Source organism: Nostoc sp. DedQUE12b, assembly GCF_034530835.1.
Taxonomy (GTDB): Bacteria; Cyanobacteriota; Cyanobacteriia; order Cyanobacteriales; family Nostocaceae; genus Nostoc.
Genome location: NZ_JAVRCI010000045.1, coordinates 40656 through 57995, shown reverse-complemented (window position 1 = coordinate 57995; position 17340 = coordinate 40656). Strand labels below are relative to the sequence as shown.

Below are 17340 nucleotides of genomic sequence, written 5' to 3'. Positions count from 1 at the left end.
TAAATTAAATGTAAAGTTAATCTACAGTAGCGGAATAGACCTTGACATTGTACCCCTGACCAGCGATAAAGGTCAAGCAATGCAGTTTTTACGCCAGAAGTGGAAATTTGCAGCAGAACAAACAGTTGTCTGTGGTGATTCGGGTAATGATATTGCTTTATTTGCTGTAGGCAACGAACGGGGAATCATTGTGGGGAATGCCCGCAAAGAGTTACTCCAATGGCACAATGAGTATCCCGCTGACCACCACTACCTGGCAAAAGGTTTTTGTGCAGGTGGAATTATTGAAGGCTTAAATTATTTTGGTCTCTTGTAATGATTAGTTATTTAAAAGGTATAGTCGCTGGTATCCAAACAATTGGCGCTAATCGCGTAATTCTGACTCTGGAAGTGAATGGCTTGGGGTATGATTTGCAAGTTCCCCAACGGCTAGCCAATCAGTTACCAGAGTCAGGAGGAGTGGCGCAAATTTTTACCCATTTGCAAATTCGTGAAGAAGTGCCTTTTCTATATGGCTTTGCTTCACCAGCCGAACGCGATTTATTTCGCCACTTGCTGACTGTCACAGGTATTGGTGCAGCCTTAGCGATCGCCCTCCTAGACACTCTGGAACTACCAGATTTAGTCCAAGCAATCATCGCTGGCAATACACAAATCCTCATTCAGGCTCCAGGAGTGGGCAAAAAAATCGCAGAACGCATCTGTTTGGAACTGAAAAGCAAATTAGTCGAGTGGCGCAAATCAGCCGGGTTCTTCGTCGCCACAGGCGGGCCAGCACCAGGAATTCTCGAAGAGGTGCAAATGACCCTCTTCGCCTTGGGATATACTGCCCATGAGGTCAGTCACGCCCTGCATGTGGTAAGTGAAGATATCGGACTACCCAAAGATGCCTATGTCGAAGATTGGATTAAACAAGCGATCGCTCATCTCAGTAGCGAACAAGTTTAATTGTCATTTGTCCTTTGTCCTTTGTCATTAGTTATTTCTTATTCTCCCCTGCTCCCCGGTCACTGAGTTTACAGTGAGCGCAGTCGAACTGCGCAGCCGAAGTGCTGCTCCCCTGCTCCCCTGCCCCCCTGCCCCCTACCCCAATGACTGACCCTTATGCCTGGCTAGAACAGTCCTTAGCAACAATTCATCGGGCGGACTGGTATCGTTCGGTACAAACAATCCACGGTCGTCCGGGTGCAACGGTGGTTTTAGCTGGGCAAGAGGTCATTAATTTTGCCAGCAATGACTATTTGGGATTGGCTGGAGATGAGCGTTTGATGGCAGCGGCAACGGCTGCGATCGCAGAATTTGGGACTGGAAGCACTGGTTCTAGATTACTCAGTGGGCATCGAGAGTTACACAGGGAGTTAGAGGAGGCGATCGCATCTACCAAACACACAGAAGATGCCTTGGTATTTAGTTCCGGGTATTTAGCAAATTTGGGTGCAATTACCGCCCTTGTGGGCAAGCGCGATTTAATATTCTCTGACCAGTACAATCATTCCAGTCTAAAAAATGGAGCGATTCTCAGTGGTGCAGCAGTTGTGAAATATCCACACTGTGATATGGCAGTATTAAAAACTCAGTTGAACCAGCAGCGGCAAAATTACCGACGCTGTTTGATTCTTACTGATACTGTCTTCAGCATGGATGGTGATTTATGTCCGTTACCTGCACTATTGGATCTCGCTGATGAATTTAGTTGTATGCTGCTGGTTGATGAAGCTCATGCCACTGGGGTACTAGGAAAAACTGGCGCTGGGTGTGTCGAACATTTTGGGTGTACAGGAAAGCAGTTAATTCAAGTTGGCACCTTAAGTAAAGCTTTGGGTAGTTTAGGCGGCTATGTGGCAGGAAGTAGCGCCTTAATTGACTTTTTACGCAACCGCGCACCCACTTGGATTTACACCACTGGGCTTTCACCTGCTGATACAGCAGCAGCCTTAGCAGCGATTAAGATAGTGCAACAAGAACCGCAACGCCGTGCCCAATTGTGGCAAAATGTACATTACTTAAAAAATTTACTGCAACAACAGCTACCTAACTTAAAATTGCTGCCTTCTGAGTCACCTATATTATGTTTTCAATTGCCTAATGCCACAGATGCACTCAAAGCTGGAAAACAGCTAAGAGATGCTGGCATTTTTGCCCCAGCAATTCGCCCTCCCACAGTACCCACAAGTCGGATCAGAATATCTTTAATGGCAACTCATGAAGCAGCACATATTGAAAAATTTGTAGCAGTGCTGAAGGATTCTAATATAATTCGTAATTCGTAATACTCGCCAAGGCATGAGAAGCAAGCTACGTAATTTGTAATTACATACTTGTTGATAAAGGCTTAAAACCTCCCATAATGAAAATAGCGCATACAACGGTAGGACACTTATGAATCCAGATACCGATGAAGGCGATGCTCAGAAAACCTTGATTTATCAGCACCTACAAAACTTGCAAGAACAACATCAAGACGAGTTAGAAAATATAGTTCGGTTATTGGCAAGCATCACCAATATTTCTCCAGAGCAGGTTAAACCATATATAGATACCCTGTTGCGGCAACTGGTAAAACAGTCAGAACGTCCCTTCCATGAAACTGCAACAGCATCAGAGTGGGTAACAGCTTTCCGGGAATGGGCAGCAAGTCACCGCCATGATGCACCTCCCCTTTCGGACTATGCGGTAAGCCGGGAAAGTATGTATGAGGACGAGAGGCTCTAGTGGCTTATCTGCTCGATACCAATGTCCTGCTGCGGAGCGCAGACTCTAACCACCCAATGTACAACGATGCAATCAATGCAATTTCCTTGCTGCGTCATCAGGGGGAAATCCTCTGCATCGTACCACAGAATCTCATTGAGTTTTGGAACGTGTATACCCGTCCAGCTAATAAAAATGGGCTGGGTCACACTGCCTCTGAAGCTGGAGAAGAAATCATCCGGTTGAAAGCTTTCTTTACTTTTCTGACAGATACCGCAAGCATTTACGACGAATGGGAGCGGCTTGTTATGCAGTATCAGATAAAAGGGGTTAATGTCCACGATGCACGCTTGACAGCGGCTATGCTAGTGCATGGGCTGACCCATATCCTTACGTTTAATATTAGTGATTTTGCCCGTTACTCAGAAATTACTGCTGTTAATCCCAGCACGATTACACTTAAGTTAAACCTTGTCCTTTTCCTTATCCCGAACTCAGGTTAATTATTACAATAATGGCGATTGGTTAAACAAGACCCAATAAAAACCAAGCTGTTTGACTGCTTCGTTGAATTGTTCAAAATCAACAGGTTTGACGATGTAACTATTCACCCCAAGTTGGTAACTCTCAATCATATCCTGATCTTCAGCAGAAGAAGTCAGCACCACAACCGGAATCATTTGTGTGCGTGGATCAGACTTGAGTTGCCGTAAAACTTCTAATCCACTTATCCTTGGCAGTTTCAAATCCAGCAAAATGACTTTGGGTTGATTCGTCATGCTACGGTGGGCATAATTTCCCTGACAAAAGAGAAAATCAAGGGCTTCGGCCCCATCTTCGAGCAGTTGAATCTGATTGCTGATTCTGCCGCGACGCAATGCCCGAATAGTTAACTCGGCATCAGTAGGATTATCTTCAACTAATACAATGAAAGTTGGTTGCTGAGAAAATGGTTCAGTGGGCTGATCAATGGGTTGGTCAGTCATGGCTTATTTTGTTGGGAACGGTGAAGTAAAAGGTCGCGCCTTGAGCAACCGCTGCTTCGGCCCAGATACGCCCACTGTGGCGTTGAATAATGCGTTGCACGATCGCTAGTCCGATCCCCGTACCTGCAAAATCTTGTTCGCGGTGCAGACGTTGAAATACCCCAAACAGATTATCGGCATATCGCATATTAAATCCGGCTCCATTATCTTTGATAAAATACACTCCTTCCCCATCCATAACCTCATAGCCCACTTCAATGTAAGCAGAAGATTTATAGCGGGTGTACTTGATCGCATTTGATAACAGATTTATCCAGACTTGTTTGAGTAGTGAAGGATCAGCCTGACATATAGGTAAATCAGCGATCGCAAACTCAATCTGACGACCCTTCAAATCTGAGGCTAAATCACTCAGCACCTGTTGAATTATCTCATTTGGCAAGACGGGCTGTAGATACATTTCCTTACGATCTAGGCGGGATAGGTTCAACAGATCATCGATCAACTCACCCATGCGTTTGGCATTCTCCCGCACAACTTTTAGGTAACGATTGCCTTCCGCATCGAGTTGTTCACCGTAGTCTTCTTGGATCATTCTCGAAAAACCAACGATCGCCCGTAGCGGTGCCCGTAAATCATGAGAAACAGAGTAAGAAAAAGCTTCCAACGCTTTGTTAGCAGCTTGCAATTCGGCAGTTCGCTGGATGACTCGTTCTTCCAATTCAGTATTCAGTTGGCGGACTTCTGCCTCAGCTGCTTTGAGGGCGCTGATATCCCGCGTGACGCTAGAAAGATATTCTAGGCTGCCATCTGATGCTTTGTGAGCAATGATCAATTGGGAAACTGGGAATTCCCTGCCATCTCTGTCTATTAAAGCCGTTTCACCAACCCAAGTGCCATCTCGAACTGCCGTTGGAATTCCTTCATTTTGAACCAGTTCTAATGCCCACTGAGGATGATAATTGGGGATACTAAAGGCAGAATCTTTATTTAAAGGCTTTTCTGCTAGTTTGTTGGCTTGAGTGTTATTCCAGAGAATATTGCCTTGGGGATCAGCCATGCCAATATAGTCAGTAGAGGCTTCCAGGATGGTAATTAGGCGATCGCGGTCTTTCTCTGCCCGTTGGCGTTCAGTAATTTCAGCCCGTAAGGATTCATTCAGTTCTGCCTGCTGCTTCAACAGACGGGCATTGTCAATGGAAATGGCTGCTTGAGTAGAAAGTAAACTGAAGATTTCAATTCGCTCTGGGGTAAAGGCGCTGGTGGTGAGATTATTTTCTAAAAGGACAATTCCAGTTAGTTTTCCCTGGTTCAAAAGAGGCGCACAAAGAATTGATTTCGATTGGTGCTGTACAATCCAGGGTTCAGATTGAAAGTTGCCCAATTGAGCAGCATTGTCGAGAATAACACTTTCTTGGGTGCGAACCACGTAATTAATCAGGGCAGTTGGCAAGTAAGGAGTGCTATCTGCTGATCTCGATTCCAGGGGAATTGATTGCAAAACGGCTACTGTCTCATTGCCAATCGACCCCATCGCTTCAACTCGCCATTCGTCTTGTGTTGGCAAAACCAGATAACCCGTTTGCGCCCCAGCATTTTCAATCAGGATGGTCATCAGTTTTGCCAGGAGTTTATCTAACAGAATTTCACTAGCGATCGCTTGGGAGGCTTTCAACACCGTTTCTAAATCCAGTATTTCTAACTTAGTTGCAGCCGATTCTGTAGTGTCAACTTTACGTTTTTCGGTTCTTTCTGAGCGTATCTCTAGCAATTGGGGATAGTGCTTGTCTATCTCCTCGACTTTAGCGGTTGCCCCCCACCTTAAATAACCATATCTCGCCTCTTGCAGATAGGCTTTGGCGATCGTTATCCGGTTGTTTGCCAGATAAAACTTTGCTGCTAGTTCGTTTGCTAGCGCCTCTTCTTGGAGGTATTCATTTTCTCTTGCCAGGGTAATGGCGCGATCGTAGGCATCCATTGCTTCCACCACCTGACCCAACACCCGATACCGTTCTGCTTCTACCAAGTACCACTTGTGCAAATAGTTCATCGGGGCGTGGTGTGCCCAGAACTGCATCTGTTTCTGGTTTGCCTCAACCTGTTGTAGATAAGTTTCTTGGTAATTAGGCTGAACTTCCAAATAATCCGCCAAAAGTGCCAGGGAATGGTAAAAGTTGAGAACTGCCACCTGCATAAACCCAAAGGCTGCACCTGCTTGCTGTTGTGCCAAGTGTGCCTGTTTTAGCGCTTGGTCATACTCGCCGAAGTGATACAGCAGAATGGTCTTAGCAACATAAAAAATGTATAGAACGGTGCCCGTTTTTGCTGCAATTAAACGCGGTAGCATATCCGCTTCATTAAAGCTCTCACCAATTAAGTGACATCGGTCTTTTGCAAATCCGCGCAAATTTAACCCTAGCTGTCTCCATACTTGAGTAAAGTAAGTTGGGATCTCTTGTTGAAGTTTGATGGAGAGGTCAACGTAGATTGCCTGCTGTTGAACAGCTGCGGCCAGGTTCTCTTCACAAAAAAACAGATAGCTACAGAGGTTAGCAGCCGCATAACCACCCCATTCAATATCTCCGGTATCTAGCCCAACTTGTACCGCTTCTTGCAAGGGAGCAATGCTATTTTTTGCATGTTCTTTCCAGGTTCTAATATTAGAGTTGAATAAGTTATAAATTTTTGCAGTCAGTTCTCTGGTGTTGAACATTTCGAGCAGTTCTAAGGCAATTTTTCCAGCGTGATATCCCTCCTCGACCCTACCTGTTCCAGACAGCAGCAAGCCATAAAGACCATAACCAAATGCAGATAATGATGAGTTACCATGCTCAAGACAAAGATTAATCATAGTGATGATCAGCGGCGGAAAACTTTCCGGCTTTGCCATAAACACAGGCCCACACAAAATTATCAAAATCTGCATAGCAGAAAGTTTGTATGGATCGGTCATCACAGGCATGGCTGATAAGGTAGCGAGGCTAGGCAACTTTATCAGTAGGCTTTCTTCTTTTTCTAAAACCACTAGAGAACTATCGAGTTGTTCTAGAACTTGCAAACCAATCTCGATGGCTTTCACTAGTTCGATCTGTGCCATACAAATTTGCATTTGTAATTCGTAAACTCTGACGCGATCGAGTAAGTTTGCAGCGTTATTTAAAGCAATCTCTGCCAGAATATTTGCCTGCTCAAAATGGATATTCAAATATTCGGCTTCTGCCGCCTTAATGTAGAGCTTTAGGGTAAGAGCATATTGCCTTTGCCAGCAATCTTCTGCTAGCAAAGATAAGGCAGTCTGGAAATATTGTAGGGCTGAATTATAGGCAGCAGAGGCGCTAGCTTTGTTACCTGCCAAGTAATTTAACTCTGCTAGTTCATCTCGCTCTGACTGCTGTTGAATCAGTGCTTTACCCAGGTTGAGTTGATTAGTGATATCAAAAATCTTTTGTTCTCGTTGCTCGACTGGAGTATTTTGTAGCAAGCATTTTCCAAGTTGCAGGTGGATGATTCTTTGCCTAGCTTCTGGCATCAGGGAATAGGCTGCCTGCTGAATGCGATCGTGAGCAAATTTGTATTCTATTGCAGGACAGTCAGGAAGGGGCACATCCAACTCAACCGATTTGTAAGCATTGCTCATGGGCAGAATCAACCCTTGAGCGATCGCTACTCCTAATGCTTGGGCGGCTTCCCGTTGAGATAGTTCAGCCGCAAATGCCAGGGTTTCCAGATCAAAAGAGTTGCCAATGCAGGCAGATAGCTGTAACATTTGCTGCGTCTGAATGTTGAGCTTTTGAATCTTGCCTGCCATCAACTCCACAATATTATCGGTAATTCCTTGATTGTGAATTTGCTCTATCGACCATTGCCATTTATTTGTTTGGCGATCAAATTCCAGTAACCCTTCCGTGTAGAGAGATTTCAAAAATTCATTGATGAAAAAGGGATTTCCACCAGTTTTTAGTTGCACCAGTTCCGCTAAGGGCAGCGAATCTTCTGGTTGGCAGTGTAATGTATCTGCAATCAGCTGATTGATATCAGGTAGGCTCAATGCTGCGAGAGAAAGTTGGTTTACTACTCCTTCACCTTGGCGAATTTCCTCGACCATCTGGATCAGGGGATGGGCTGCATTTACCTCGTTATCCCGGTATGCCCCCATCAACAACAACGATTGTTTCTCGGTGGAGGTAGCTAGCAATTGAATTAGCTTCAGCGAGGCATTATCTGCCCACTGGAGATCATCTAAAAAGACGACGAGTGGATGTTCTGGCTGTGTAAAGACGCGAATGAAATTTTGGAAGACTTGGTGAAAGCGATTTTGGGCTTCTGTTGGCGGTAGAATTGGTACGTCTGGTTGATTGCCAACAATTAATTCCAATGTTGGAATTACCTGGGTAATGACGCGACTGTTTGAGGCGAGAGCAGTTAAAAGGTTGTCACGCCACTGACACAGTTGTACGTCGTCCTCGGTCAGTAATTGTTTGATGAGTGACTCAAAGGCTTGAGCGATCGCAAAGTAAGGAATATTGCGCTGATACTGGTCAAATTTGCCCGAAATAAAGTAGCCCCGTTGTTGTGTAATGGGTTTATAAATTTCCTGCACCAAAACTGACTTGCCAATACCGGAGTATCCTGCTATCAGCATCAGTTCAACTTGAGAAGACGACAGGTCGTCCCTCTCTCCATCTCTGTTACCTGCTACCCTGGCAAATGCTGCTAATAATGTCTCAATCTCCCTTTCTCTGCCATAGAGTTTTTCCGGGATATGAAACTTATCAGAAATATCCTGTTGCGCTAACAAAAAAGGCTCAATTCGTCCCCTATGTTGTAGCTCCATTAAACACTGTTCTAAATCATTTTTAATTCCCCAGGCACTTTGATACCGATCCTCTGCTGTTTTAGCTAATAGTTTCAGGACAATTTCTGAAACTATCACAGGAATTTCTGGATCAATAACATGGGGTGGAACAGGTTCCAGAGCCAGGTGGTAATGAATCAATTCCAAGGCATCACTAGATTCAAACGGCAGCCGATGAGTCAATAATTGGTAAAAGGTGACACCTAAAGAGTAAAAATCAGTTCGGTAGTCCAGAGAACGGTTCATTCTACCTGTTTGCTCTGGAGAGATGTAAGCTAATGTTCCCTCTAATACTGTTGGATTTTTGAGAGTTAATTTTTCCTGCGATCGGGCGGTTGAAATCCCAAAGTCAATAATTTTAAGTTGTTGTGTTTCTATATTTAAAACAATATTAGATGGATTAATATCCTTATGAATAATATTTGCGGTATGAATTTCACCTAAAACCTCAGCGATCTGAACAGCTAACTTGAGAAACTCTGTTAAGGAAAACCTTCTTGCCGCTGTAATTTTTGTTAAAGATTCCCCTCCAAAATCCTCCAGAATGATCGCAAATGTACTGTGATATTGCTGCAAGCCGTAAGCCTGGATAACGCCTTCCAATGATAAACTGCGCGTAATTTCGTATTCGAGCTTATAGCGCGTAATTTCTTCTCGGGTGGGGTAGTCTTTCTTCAAAATTTTAAAGATTAAAGGCAAATGATCCCGTTCACGAATTCCCCGATAGACCCGTGAATTAGCACTTTCATGGATTTTTGCCCAAATTTTATATTCAGGAATTTCCAGCATGGTTCAACGGCCTTCAATTCTTACATTGAGGAGCAAAGGAGGGTTGATTCGCAAGGCAGATTATACAATAGTCAAACCCTTAATGATTCATTTATTTAGACTTACCCTTTATTTACTCTAAAAAATAAGTTCCTAACTCTTTTATTCTCTCTATCCAACCTTTCATCTCATCAGCCAGTTTATACTTCCATTGAAGTTGAAGTACTTCTCTAGTATGAGAATCATCAAATATAACTTTGTCTTTGTTTTCAAAGACTGGCGCTATAAATTCTACTTGAGCAGCCTGGGCAAACATTTTTGACACCTGGCTAATAGTAAAATTTTCAGGCGCAGCAAGGTAGTGTCCTCCCTTGGAGCCAAATCGCGCTACTGCAATGTAACAGTCTGCTAAATCTTCAACATGAATCCACGCCGTCATAAAATCTGGTGGAAATGGCTGATAGCCTTGGTGTGGTTTCTTTGTAATGAACTGCTGAATTGCAAAATCCCAGAAACTGCCACGAGTTGGTGCTGAACCATATACTGATGAAGGATAGACAATCGAGGCGTTACCTCCATTACTGATATATTCTTCTACTAGCCCATCTTTCAACACATTTACACCTACTAGTAAGTCAAGACATACTAAATATTCAGGCAGTGTATATCCTTTTGGCGGCGGTATTTCTGTTATTCGTCCTCCATTGGCGGTAATCAAAGAGAAATTCCCACTGGTTGTAATTACATGAATATCTGGCGAAACTGCACTAGTACCGTATAAAGCGGCTTCTAATGCTATACGGTCTAAAGCGAATTGAGCTTCTTGGGTTGATTCTGGAGGCATGTGCCACGCCACATTAATTACTGTTGTAATATCATGCTTACGAATTGCTTGTGCAACATCATTACTGGAAATTGCTACCTCTTGAGAGCGAATTATTTCCTTGCAGAAAGGCTTTATACCCTCAATATCACTACTCGGACGCACAAGTGCCAATACTGCAAAATCTTGTGTCTGAGAAAACTTTTGGCACAGCGCTCCGCCAATATACCCAGCTACACCTATAATCAAGACATTTTTAACGGAAGAGCTTTTTTCGGATGAAAAGTCTTTGTTATTTGACATATTTGAAATTTGTAGCTAATTAAGGTTTTTTATGTTTTTAAAATAGCGCTTAAGACAAATTAAATATCCGTTATCAGTAGAAAATAAATGCGTGGGGATTTTTATGTGTGTAACTAACTTACAATCTTTAGGTTGACGATCGCAAGGCAGATAAATGCGAAATATTGACTTTTACCTTTGCTTTAACCCTTGAATTAGTCAAATTAGTAAAATCTATGTTTCTGTAGAGGTTTTATGAGTCTGATTCTTCCCAAACGTACCCTATCCCGTCGTCGGTTACTACAAGTATCTGGGCTTTCAGGGGTAGGCTTTCTTCTTGGTGGCTGTGGAACAAATTTGTTCTCAGATAATCTGCGGCAAATCTCTGAGCCATTAAACCAAAGTCTTGAAGCGCTTCTGCTAACTCAAAAACCTATACCTGAATTTCCTGTTACTGCCATAGAAGCAGATAAATTGCTGGTAAATACCTTTGACTTTACCCCGCAAATTGATCCGGCACAGTTTCGCTTAATAATTGATGGTGAGGTCAATAATGCAATGCAATTGAGCATGACCGATATTCAAAAACTGCCCTTGACTTCAATGGTAATTCGCCATGTCTGTGTTGAAGGCTGGGCTGCGATCGTTCAATGGGGAGGTGTGCGATTACGAGATTTAGTAGCGCTGGTACAGCCTAAGTCAAACGTCCGTTATGTCTACTTCAAATCTGCTGATGGCTACTATGAAAGCTGGGATCTTGCTTCTGCCATACATCCCCAAACTCTCATGGCTTATCAAAAGAATGGACAACCCTTATCAGTTGATAATGGTGCGCCCATGCGCCTAGCATCCCCAATTAAACTGGGCTACAAGCAAAGCAAGTGGGTAACTCAAATTACATTCGTCAGCAATTTGTTACCTACTAAAGGCTATTGGGAAGATCGGGGCTATGAATGGTTTGCAGGGCTATAAGGCAGGCAAAAAGTTAATCTATATCAGGTTCAACGCCTAGCGATCGCAATTGTGCAATCAACCGTTCGGCCCGTTGTCTTTCTTGTTCAGCCCGTTGTCTTTCTTGTTCAGCCCGTTGACTTTCTTGTTCAGCCCGTTGACTTTCTTGTTCTGTAGAAGTCAATACCCAGCCGCCTGTCCAATCATACCACCGTAACCAAGGCTGTTCTACATCTTGATAGCGTCCCTGCCAAACACCCAAGCCTAATTCTAATTCTGGTATCCAAAAGCGTGACTCTGACAGTGCTATCTCAGCATAACGACCGCCATCTAATTTAAACACCCTTAATTTATATTTGTACCGATCAAATACTACATAATAAGGAATACGTAGAATCTGCTCATACACTTCCCATTTTGCTGGTGGTTGCTTGATATCTCGCAATGTCTGCCCCAGGTCTTCCTTTTCAGTACCTGGAGACAGCAATTCAACCACAATAAAAGGATGAACTCCCTCTTGCCAAACAACATAACTTAAACGTAAATCTCTTTGTTCGTAGAGACGGGAAACACCTAAAACAGCAAACCAATCTGGCCGCTTATACCACAGTGGATAGCGCGGATCGTAATAAAGATTCAGATCGCTAGCAACAAATATCTCGTCGCTTGGATAATTTGGTGGACGAAAGGTTTCGTCTAACAGACGAGGTTGTAATAAATGAAACTGATCGGGCAAACCAGGCTCCTCTGGGTCTTCGCTAGGAAGATCGTACATGGTTGGCAATACATCTTTTGGCGATCGCGGCGGGTCAGTTTGATACATCATAAAGCAATCCTAATGATGAAACTTTCAGTTCTATTATGATTCAATTGTTTTTGAGTGACTCAACACCTTGCAGAACGGGGTAGCATAAATTTCTCGCCCTCCGCCGCAAATTTGCCGCGAACCATCAGCACAGTTTCATCAAAAGTATGGCTGAATGCTTGCACATCTTTGACATCCAGAAGTTCTGGACTAAAGTAAATCACCACTTCTTCGATGGGTTGAGGTATCTTACTAATAATATTCTTTAAAGGGCATATCTGCGTTGTCACTAAATCGAAAAGATGAAGTCGGTTATCTTCTATCTCCATACAGGCGATTAAATCTAAATCTTCTGCATAATATAAGGGACGACTTCCTTCATTGACACAGAACACAGGTTTTTCGTTGACTACGCCAACTATATTAGAGACAGGAATGCGTGTTTCTAAAAGTCTATGTAGCAATGTGTAATCTCTAGTATTGGTAAAATTCAGTACTCGGAACCTATCAGTGCCACCTGTAGAGTTACACTTAACTTTGAAGATGTGTTCTTCGACAACACGAAAACCAAAAGGTAAGTAAAGCTCCGGTTGTGGTGTCGTCAGTACCAGGGTTTCGTAAAGGCGATCGCAATACCCTAGCACTTCCTCCATCACTTCACGGTAATACCCTCTCCGGCGAAATTCTGCACGGGTAGCTACTCCATGAACTCCTCCGACAGTGAGCCTTTGTCCCATAATTTGCATGGGAATTTCTAACACTCCCACATGGGTAATAGCTATATCATCATGAAAGCGCATAAACGGAGTTGAAGCTGTTTCCCAGGATGCACCTAGTTGTCTTGCACATTCTGCTAAACTGCTGAGTCCGGGAAATGTGACTTCTATCAAGTCAAAAAGCTTATCGCTTAAGCTGGGATCATCAGAGAATGACTGTTTGAAACGATACTGGCTCATAGTTCAAGTATTACAATCAATTCGGTAAAAACTACAAAATCAATTCCAGCAAATCCAGAAACAGCTGAAATATAAATGGATAGCAAGGGCGTAAGGTGTTGCACTTCTAACGTTTAACCCAATATTTCTCAAGCCTAAGTCTCTTCAAATAAGACCAAGCCATACTTCTCGCCAGTAGGCAAAAAGCCAATTCCTCGATAAACTGCTTGAGCTGCTTGGTTATTATCACCTGTAAATAGGATGGCACGTTTTACCCCCTGCGATCGCGCATCTAACAATGAGCCTGCTACCACACTTTTGGCGTAGCCTTGACCCCGCAGTTCTGGCGGTGTCCACACTCCACCAATTTGCACAATATCAGGTAAGCTAGCATTGAAAGCAGAGTAGGAAACTGGGGTATCTCCTGCTACCAAAACCCAATGCATAGCCGTAGCTTGACGTGCCTCAATTATGCGATCGCAATCAGGTCTTAAACTGGGAGTATCTTTTCGTCCTAAAGTTTCCAGATTATAAGCAGTACACCATTCGCCCAGTAACTCCAGCTCTTCTGGATGTGGCAAACGACACTGCACCTTTGCCGATGCTAAAGCTTCAGGTATTTGCAAATCTTGCAGTGCTAGAGAAAACAATATCTCAGCCTCATCAAGCTGAGTTGGTCGGTTGCTAAGTCCCAAAATACTTTTTGTCGCTTCAACTTGTGCTGCTGGGCCACTAATTCCAGAGATGGCACGTCCAGATTGTGCCACAACTGCTTGTACCACGTCTGGCAGATGTACAGGGGCTTGGACTACAATCATCCCATTCCAAAAATGGGCTGCAACTGCCACTATAGTTCCATCTATGTAGGCCGCTATGTAAGTTCCTTGAAATCTGGCACCTTGGTCAAGCAGTCCCGCCGCTCGCCAATTAGAGCGTAAAAACATAGAAGTATCAGTGTGTTGCAAGAGAAATGCTTCCAGCGATACTTCATCTCCAGGTTGCAGAGTTCTCAAAATAGGCACAAAAACCTCCTGTGATAATTGAAAGGGACACAGCCTAACTGTGTCCCTAAAAGCTACTTCAAGATGCTAGGACTGGCGATAGCAGGCAAACTCCATTGAAAAAGTAGCCATGCCAGAAGTAAGCGATCGCAATTCTGTAGAATACCCAAACATTCGCGCTAGCGGTACTTCGGCTCGAACCACCGTGTATCCCTGCATTGTCTCAGAACCCAACAACAAACCCCGACGAGAGGATAAGTCACCTTGAACCCTTCCCATGAACTCGTGGGGTGTTTCCACCTCTACAAGCATGATGGGTTCCAGGATGTAGGGTTTGGCTTTGGCGATCGCACCCTCAATTGCTTGATGAGATGCTGACCGGAAAGCCAATTCTGAAGAGTCAATTGGGTGATAAGAACCACCATCCAGAACGACTTTCACCCCAGTTACCGGATAGCCTTCCAGCTGTCCTGATTGCATCGCCTCACGGAAACCTTTCTCACACGCTGGGATATATTCTTTGGGAATCGCGCCTCCAACCACTCGATTCTCAAAGACAAACGGCTGATCTGTGGGTTCAATCCATCCAGTAATATGAGCGTATTGACCAGGGCCGCCTGACTGTTTCTTGAATCGGTAGTCAAAGGTAGCTTGTTGCCTAATGGTTTCCCGGTACGCCACCGCAGGAGTACCGACGTAGACCTCGGCATTATATTCCCGTTGGATGCGCTCCAGGTAAATTTCCAAGTGGAGTTCGCCCATCCCAGAAATCAGAGTTGCGCCTGATTCGGGGTCGATGCTCAACCGGAAGGTGGGGTCTTCCCTTTGAAAGCGATTGAGTGCTTTGGAAAGGCGATCGCTATCTTCCTGTTTCTTGGGCGTAATTGCCAGCGTAATTACTGGTTCCGGCACAAACATCTTCTCTAGAGATACCAGTGGTTCTCCAGAACAGAATGTATCACCAGAAGCACAATCCACACCCAACAGAGCCACAATATCCCCAGCAACGGCAACTTTTACCTCTTCTCGCTTATTGGCGTGCATTCTCACCAAGCGACCGATTTGCACTCGCTGTTCAGTCCGCGAGTTGTAGACGGTATCGCCGGGTTTGAGCGTCCCAGAGTAAATCCGGGTATAGGTCAACTGCCCAAAGGATTCAACGGTGAGTTTAAATGCCAATGCCACCAAGGAAGCATCGGGGTTAGGATAGACACTAACCGACTCTGCGGTTTTGACCACTTCTCTATCTACGGGAGATGGTAGATAAAGCGCAACTGCATCCAATAAGTTTTGCACTCCTTTATTTTTGAATGCCGAACCCAGCAGTACAGGTGTGAATTCTAGGCTCAAGGTTGCCTGTCGGATGGTTTGCCAAATTAATTCTTTAGGAATCTCCTCACCCGCCAGTAGCATCTCGGTCATCGGTTCTGAGAACAGTGACAAAGTATCTAGCAACTTCTCCCGTGCCTGTTGTGCTTCATTTCTAAGAGGTTCGGGAATTGGCTTTTTCACCCAGTTTTCCCCGTTTTCATCCTCAAAGTAGTCAGCAGTCATTTCTACCAGGTCAATGACTCCCTGGAATTGGTCTTCACTGCCGATAGGATACTGGAGTAATACCGCATTTAGTTGCAAGCGATCGCGTATTCCCTGTACTACACGAAATGGATCTGCCCCCGTCCGATCCATTTTGTTGATGAACGCCAAACGCGGCACACGGTAGCGCTTCATTTGCCGATCCACCGTAATCGACTGGGACTGCACGCCCGCCACAGCACACAGCACCATCACTGCCCCATCCAATACCCGCAGGGCGCGTTCCACTTCAATTGTAAAATCTACGTGTCCAGGTGTATCAATCAGGTTGATTTGGGTATCGTGCCACTGGCAGGTGGTAGCAGCAGAAGTAATGGTTATACCATGTAGTTTTTCTTCTGGCATAAAATCCATCGTTGCACCCTTACCGCCTCCCCGCACTTCCTCAATAGCGTGGATTCTGCCCGTGTAGAAGAGAATTCGCTCTGACAACGTAGTTTTACCAGAGTCGATGTGGGCAGAGATACCAATATTTCGGATGCGTGTTCGGGGAATCATAAAATTTCCTTTTGTTTAAGCTACAAACAGTCACCAACTGAGTGGTGATATATTTTGTATTATATATGTAGTATAAATAAAATAAAAGGCTGATAATACAGAAAAACCGTTCTGGCTTTTCACGCTATCTGGAAAACCTCTCTCCTAAAAGGAGAGAGACTTTGAATTTTCCCCCTTCCCGATGCGCTACGGTGTACACACAAGTCGAATTACCCCCCTTAGTTCCCCCTTGTAAAGGGGGGAAACAAGAAAAATCCGGTTCCCTCCCCTTTACAAGGGGAGGGTTAGGGTGGGGTAAAACCCTGGTTAATCAGCTATTTCAGACTTGTGTGTACACCGTAGTTCCCGATGCGGGAAGGGGGTTAGGTTTTTCGTGGGTCTTTCTAGCTGACGCGAAAAGTCAGATAAACAGTTGATATTCGCCCTCGCTGACGTTTAAAATAGGTATTCAAGCGGAGGAAATGAAAGCTTGAAATTGATATTGGTAGCTCCCGACTCTTTGTTGTGTGCAGCCTTTGAACAGCATTTTAATTACTTACCCAATGTAGAAATAGTGAATAACTATTTCGAGTGCTTGCCAGATTTTGATTGTATGGTCAGCCCTGCTAACTCTTTCGGAATGATGGATGGTGGCATAGATGCGGCAATTATCCGTTTTTTCGGCCCTTACTTAATGGCAAGAGTCCAGCAGCGCATTCTTGAGGATTATTTGGGCGAACAACCTGCGGGAACATCAATGATTGTGAAAACAGGCGATCACAAACATCCTTTTTTGGCTCATACACCGACTATGCGAGTTCCCATGATTATTGCTGGGACAGATATTCCTTATATTGCGATGTGGGCGATGCTGCTGTCAGTTCGACACCATAATCAACACGTTAAGCAAAAAATTAACACCATTGCCTGTCCTGGATTGGGTACGGGAATAGGACGAGTGCCATACACTGAAGCTGCTAGACAGATGGCATTAGCTTACGATCGTTTTCTCTATCCACCCAAATATCTCAATTGCATAGTTGCGGCTGAAAGACAACTTCAGATATGGGAAGGAGGAGATTTTAGGTAAAGTTTAAAAAATGTCCTAGTGGATTATATTACTGGGGCGATCGCTACTCCAGCTAGATGACAGTTAAACACTTATAGATAAAT

The 17340-nt window shown here is 44.3% G+C and carries 14 protein-coding genes; 7 read left to right on the top strand and 7 right to left on the bottom strand.

What is annotated here, in order from left to right; genetic code table 11:
• The 5 genes from RMY16_RS20940 to RMY16_RS20920 all read left to right on the top strand — a co-directional run.
• Positions 1–316: HAD-IIB family hydrolase (locus RMY16_RS20940; RefSeq protein ID WP_322738019.1), on the top strand; the 316-nt coding region annotated here is incomplete at its 5' end.
• On the top strand, positions 316–948 hold the full coding sequence (ruvA, locus tag RMY16_RS20935; protein WP_109007998.1) for a Holliday junction branch migration protein RuvA: 633 nt from the start codon (positions 316–318) through the stop codon (positions 946–948). The genes RMY16_RS20940 and ruvA, both read left to right, overlap by 1 nt.
• Before the next feature lie 143 nt (positions 949–1091).
• Entirely contained in the window at positions 1092–2270 is a 1179-nt protein-coding gene (bioF, locus tag RMY16_RS20930; RefSeq protein WP_322738018.1) for an 8-amino-7-oxononanoate synthase, read from the top strand.
• A gap of 109 nt (positions 2271–2379) precedes the next feature.
• Positions 2380–2712 (top strand): hypothetical protein, encoded by a 333-nt coding sequence (locus tag RMY16_RS20925; protein WP_322738017.1) that lies wholly within the window; start codon positions 2380–2382, stop codon positions 2710–2712.
• Positions 2712–3194, top strand: a complete 483-nt coding sequence (locus RMY16_RS20920; protein WP_322738016.1) for a type II toxin-antitoxin system VapC family toxin — start codon at positions 2712–2714, stop codon at positions 3192–3194. Before RMY16_RS20925 ends, RMY16_RS20920 begins: the two co-directional genes overlap by 1 nt.
• Before the next feature lie 3 nt (positions 3195–3197).
• Here the strand turns inward: RMY16_RS20920 and RMY16_RS20915 are convergent, their stop codons facing one another.
• The 3 genes from RMY16_RS20915 to RMY16_RS20905 form a co-directional block, all read right to left on the bottom strand.
• Positions 3198–3677: a response regulator gene (locus tag RMY16_RS20915; protein ID WP_322738015.1), complete on the bottom strand. Its 480-nt coding sequence runs from the start codon at positions 3675–3677 to the stop codon at positions 3198–3200.
• Positions 3670–9321, bottom strand: a complete 5652-nt coding sequence (locus RMY16_RS20910) for an AAA family ATPase (protein ID WP_322738014.1) — start codon at positions 9319–9321, stop codon at positions 3670–3672. Before RMY16_RS20910 ends, RMY16_RS20915 begins: the two co-directional genes overlap by 8 nt.
• A 112-nt stretch (positions 9322–9433) precedes the next feature.
• A complete protein-coding gene (locus RMY16_RS20905; RefSeq protein WP_322738013.1) occupies positions 9434–10426 on the bottom strand; it encodes a hypothetical protein in 993 nt (330 codons plus the stop codon).
• 234 nt (positions 10427–10660) lie between these two features.
• Here RMY16_RS20905 and RMY16_RS20900 point away from each other — a divergent pair, with 234 nt between their 5' ends.
• Complete coding sequence (locus RMY16_RS20900) at positions 10661–11377, top strand: molybdopterin-dependent oxidoreductase (protein ID WP_322738012.1); 717 nt, start codon at positions 10661–10663, stop codon at positions 11375–11377.
• A gap of 13 nt (positions 11378–11390) precedes the next feature.
• Here the strand turns inward: RMY16_RS20900 and RMY16_RS20895 are convergent, their stop codons facing one another.
• From RMY16_RS20895 to fusA, 4 genes are all read right to left on the bottom strand, one after another.
• Complete coding sequence (locus RMY16_RS20895) at positions 11391–12179, bottom strand: Uma2 family endonuclease (protein WP_322738021.1); 789 nt, start codon at positions 12177–12179, stop codon at positions 11391–11393.
• Positions 12180–12241: 62 nt separating this feature from the next.
• Positions 12242–13117 (bottom strand): GNAT family N-acetyltransferase, encoded by an 876-nt coding sequence (locus RMY16_RS20890; protein WP_322738011.1) that lies wholly within the window; start codon positions 13115–13117, stop codon positions 12242–12244.
• A gap of 134 nt (positions 13118–13251) precedes the next feature.
• Complete coding sequence (locus RMY16_RS20885) at positions 13252–14118, bottom strand: GNAT family N-acetyltransferase (protein WP_322738010.1); 867 nt, start codon at positions 14116–14118, stop codon at positions 13252–13254.
• 66 nt (positions 14119–14184) lie between these two features.
• Positions 14185–16188 carry an elongation factor G gene (fusA, locus tag RMY16_RS20880; RefSeq protein WP_322738009.1) on the bottom strand — a complete coding sequence of 668 codons (2004 nt, stop codon included), beginning with the start codon at positions 16186–16188 and terminating at the stop codon, positions 14185–14187.
• 469 nt (positions 16189–16657) lie between these two features.
• Between fusA and RMY16_RS20875 the strand changes: the two genes are divergently transcribed.
• Entirely contained in the window at positions 16658–17257 is a 600-nt protein-coding gene (locus RMY16_RS20875) for a macro domain-containing protein (protein ID WP_322738008.1), read from the top strand.
• The last annotated feature ends 83 nt before the right edge of the window (positions 17258–17340 follow it).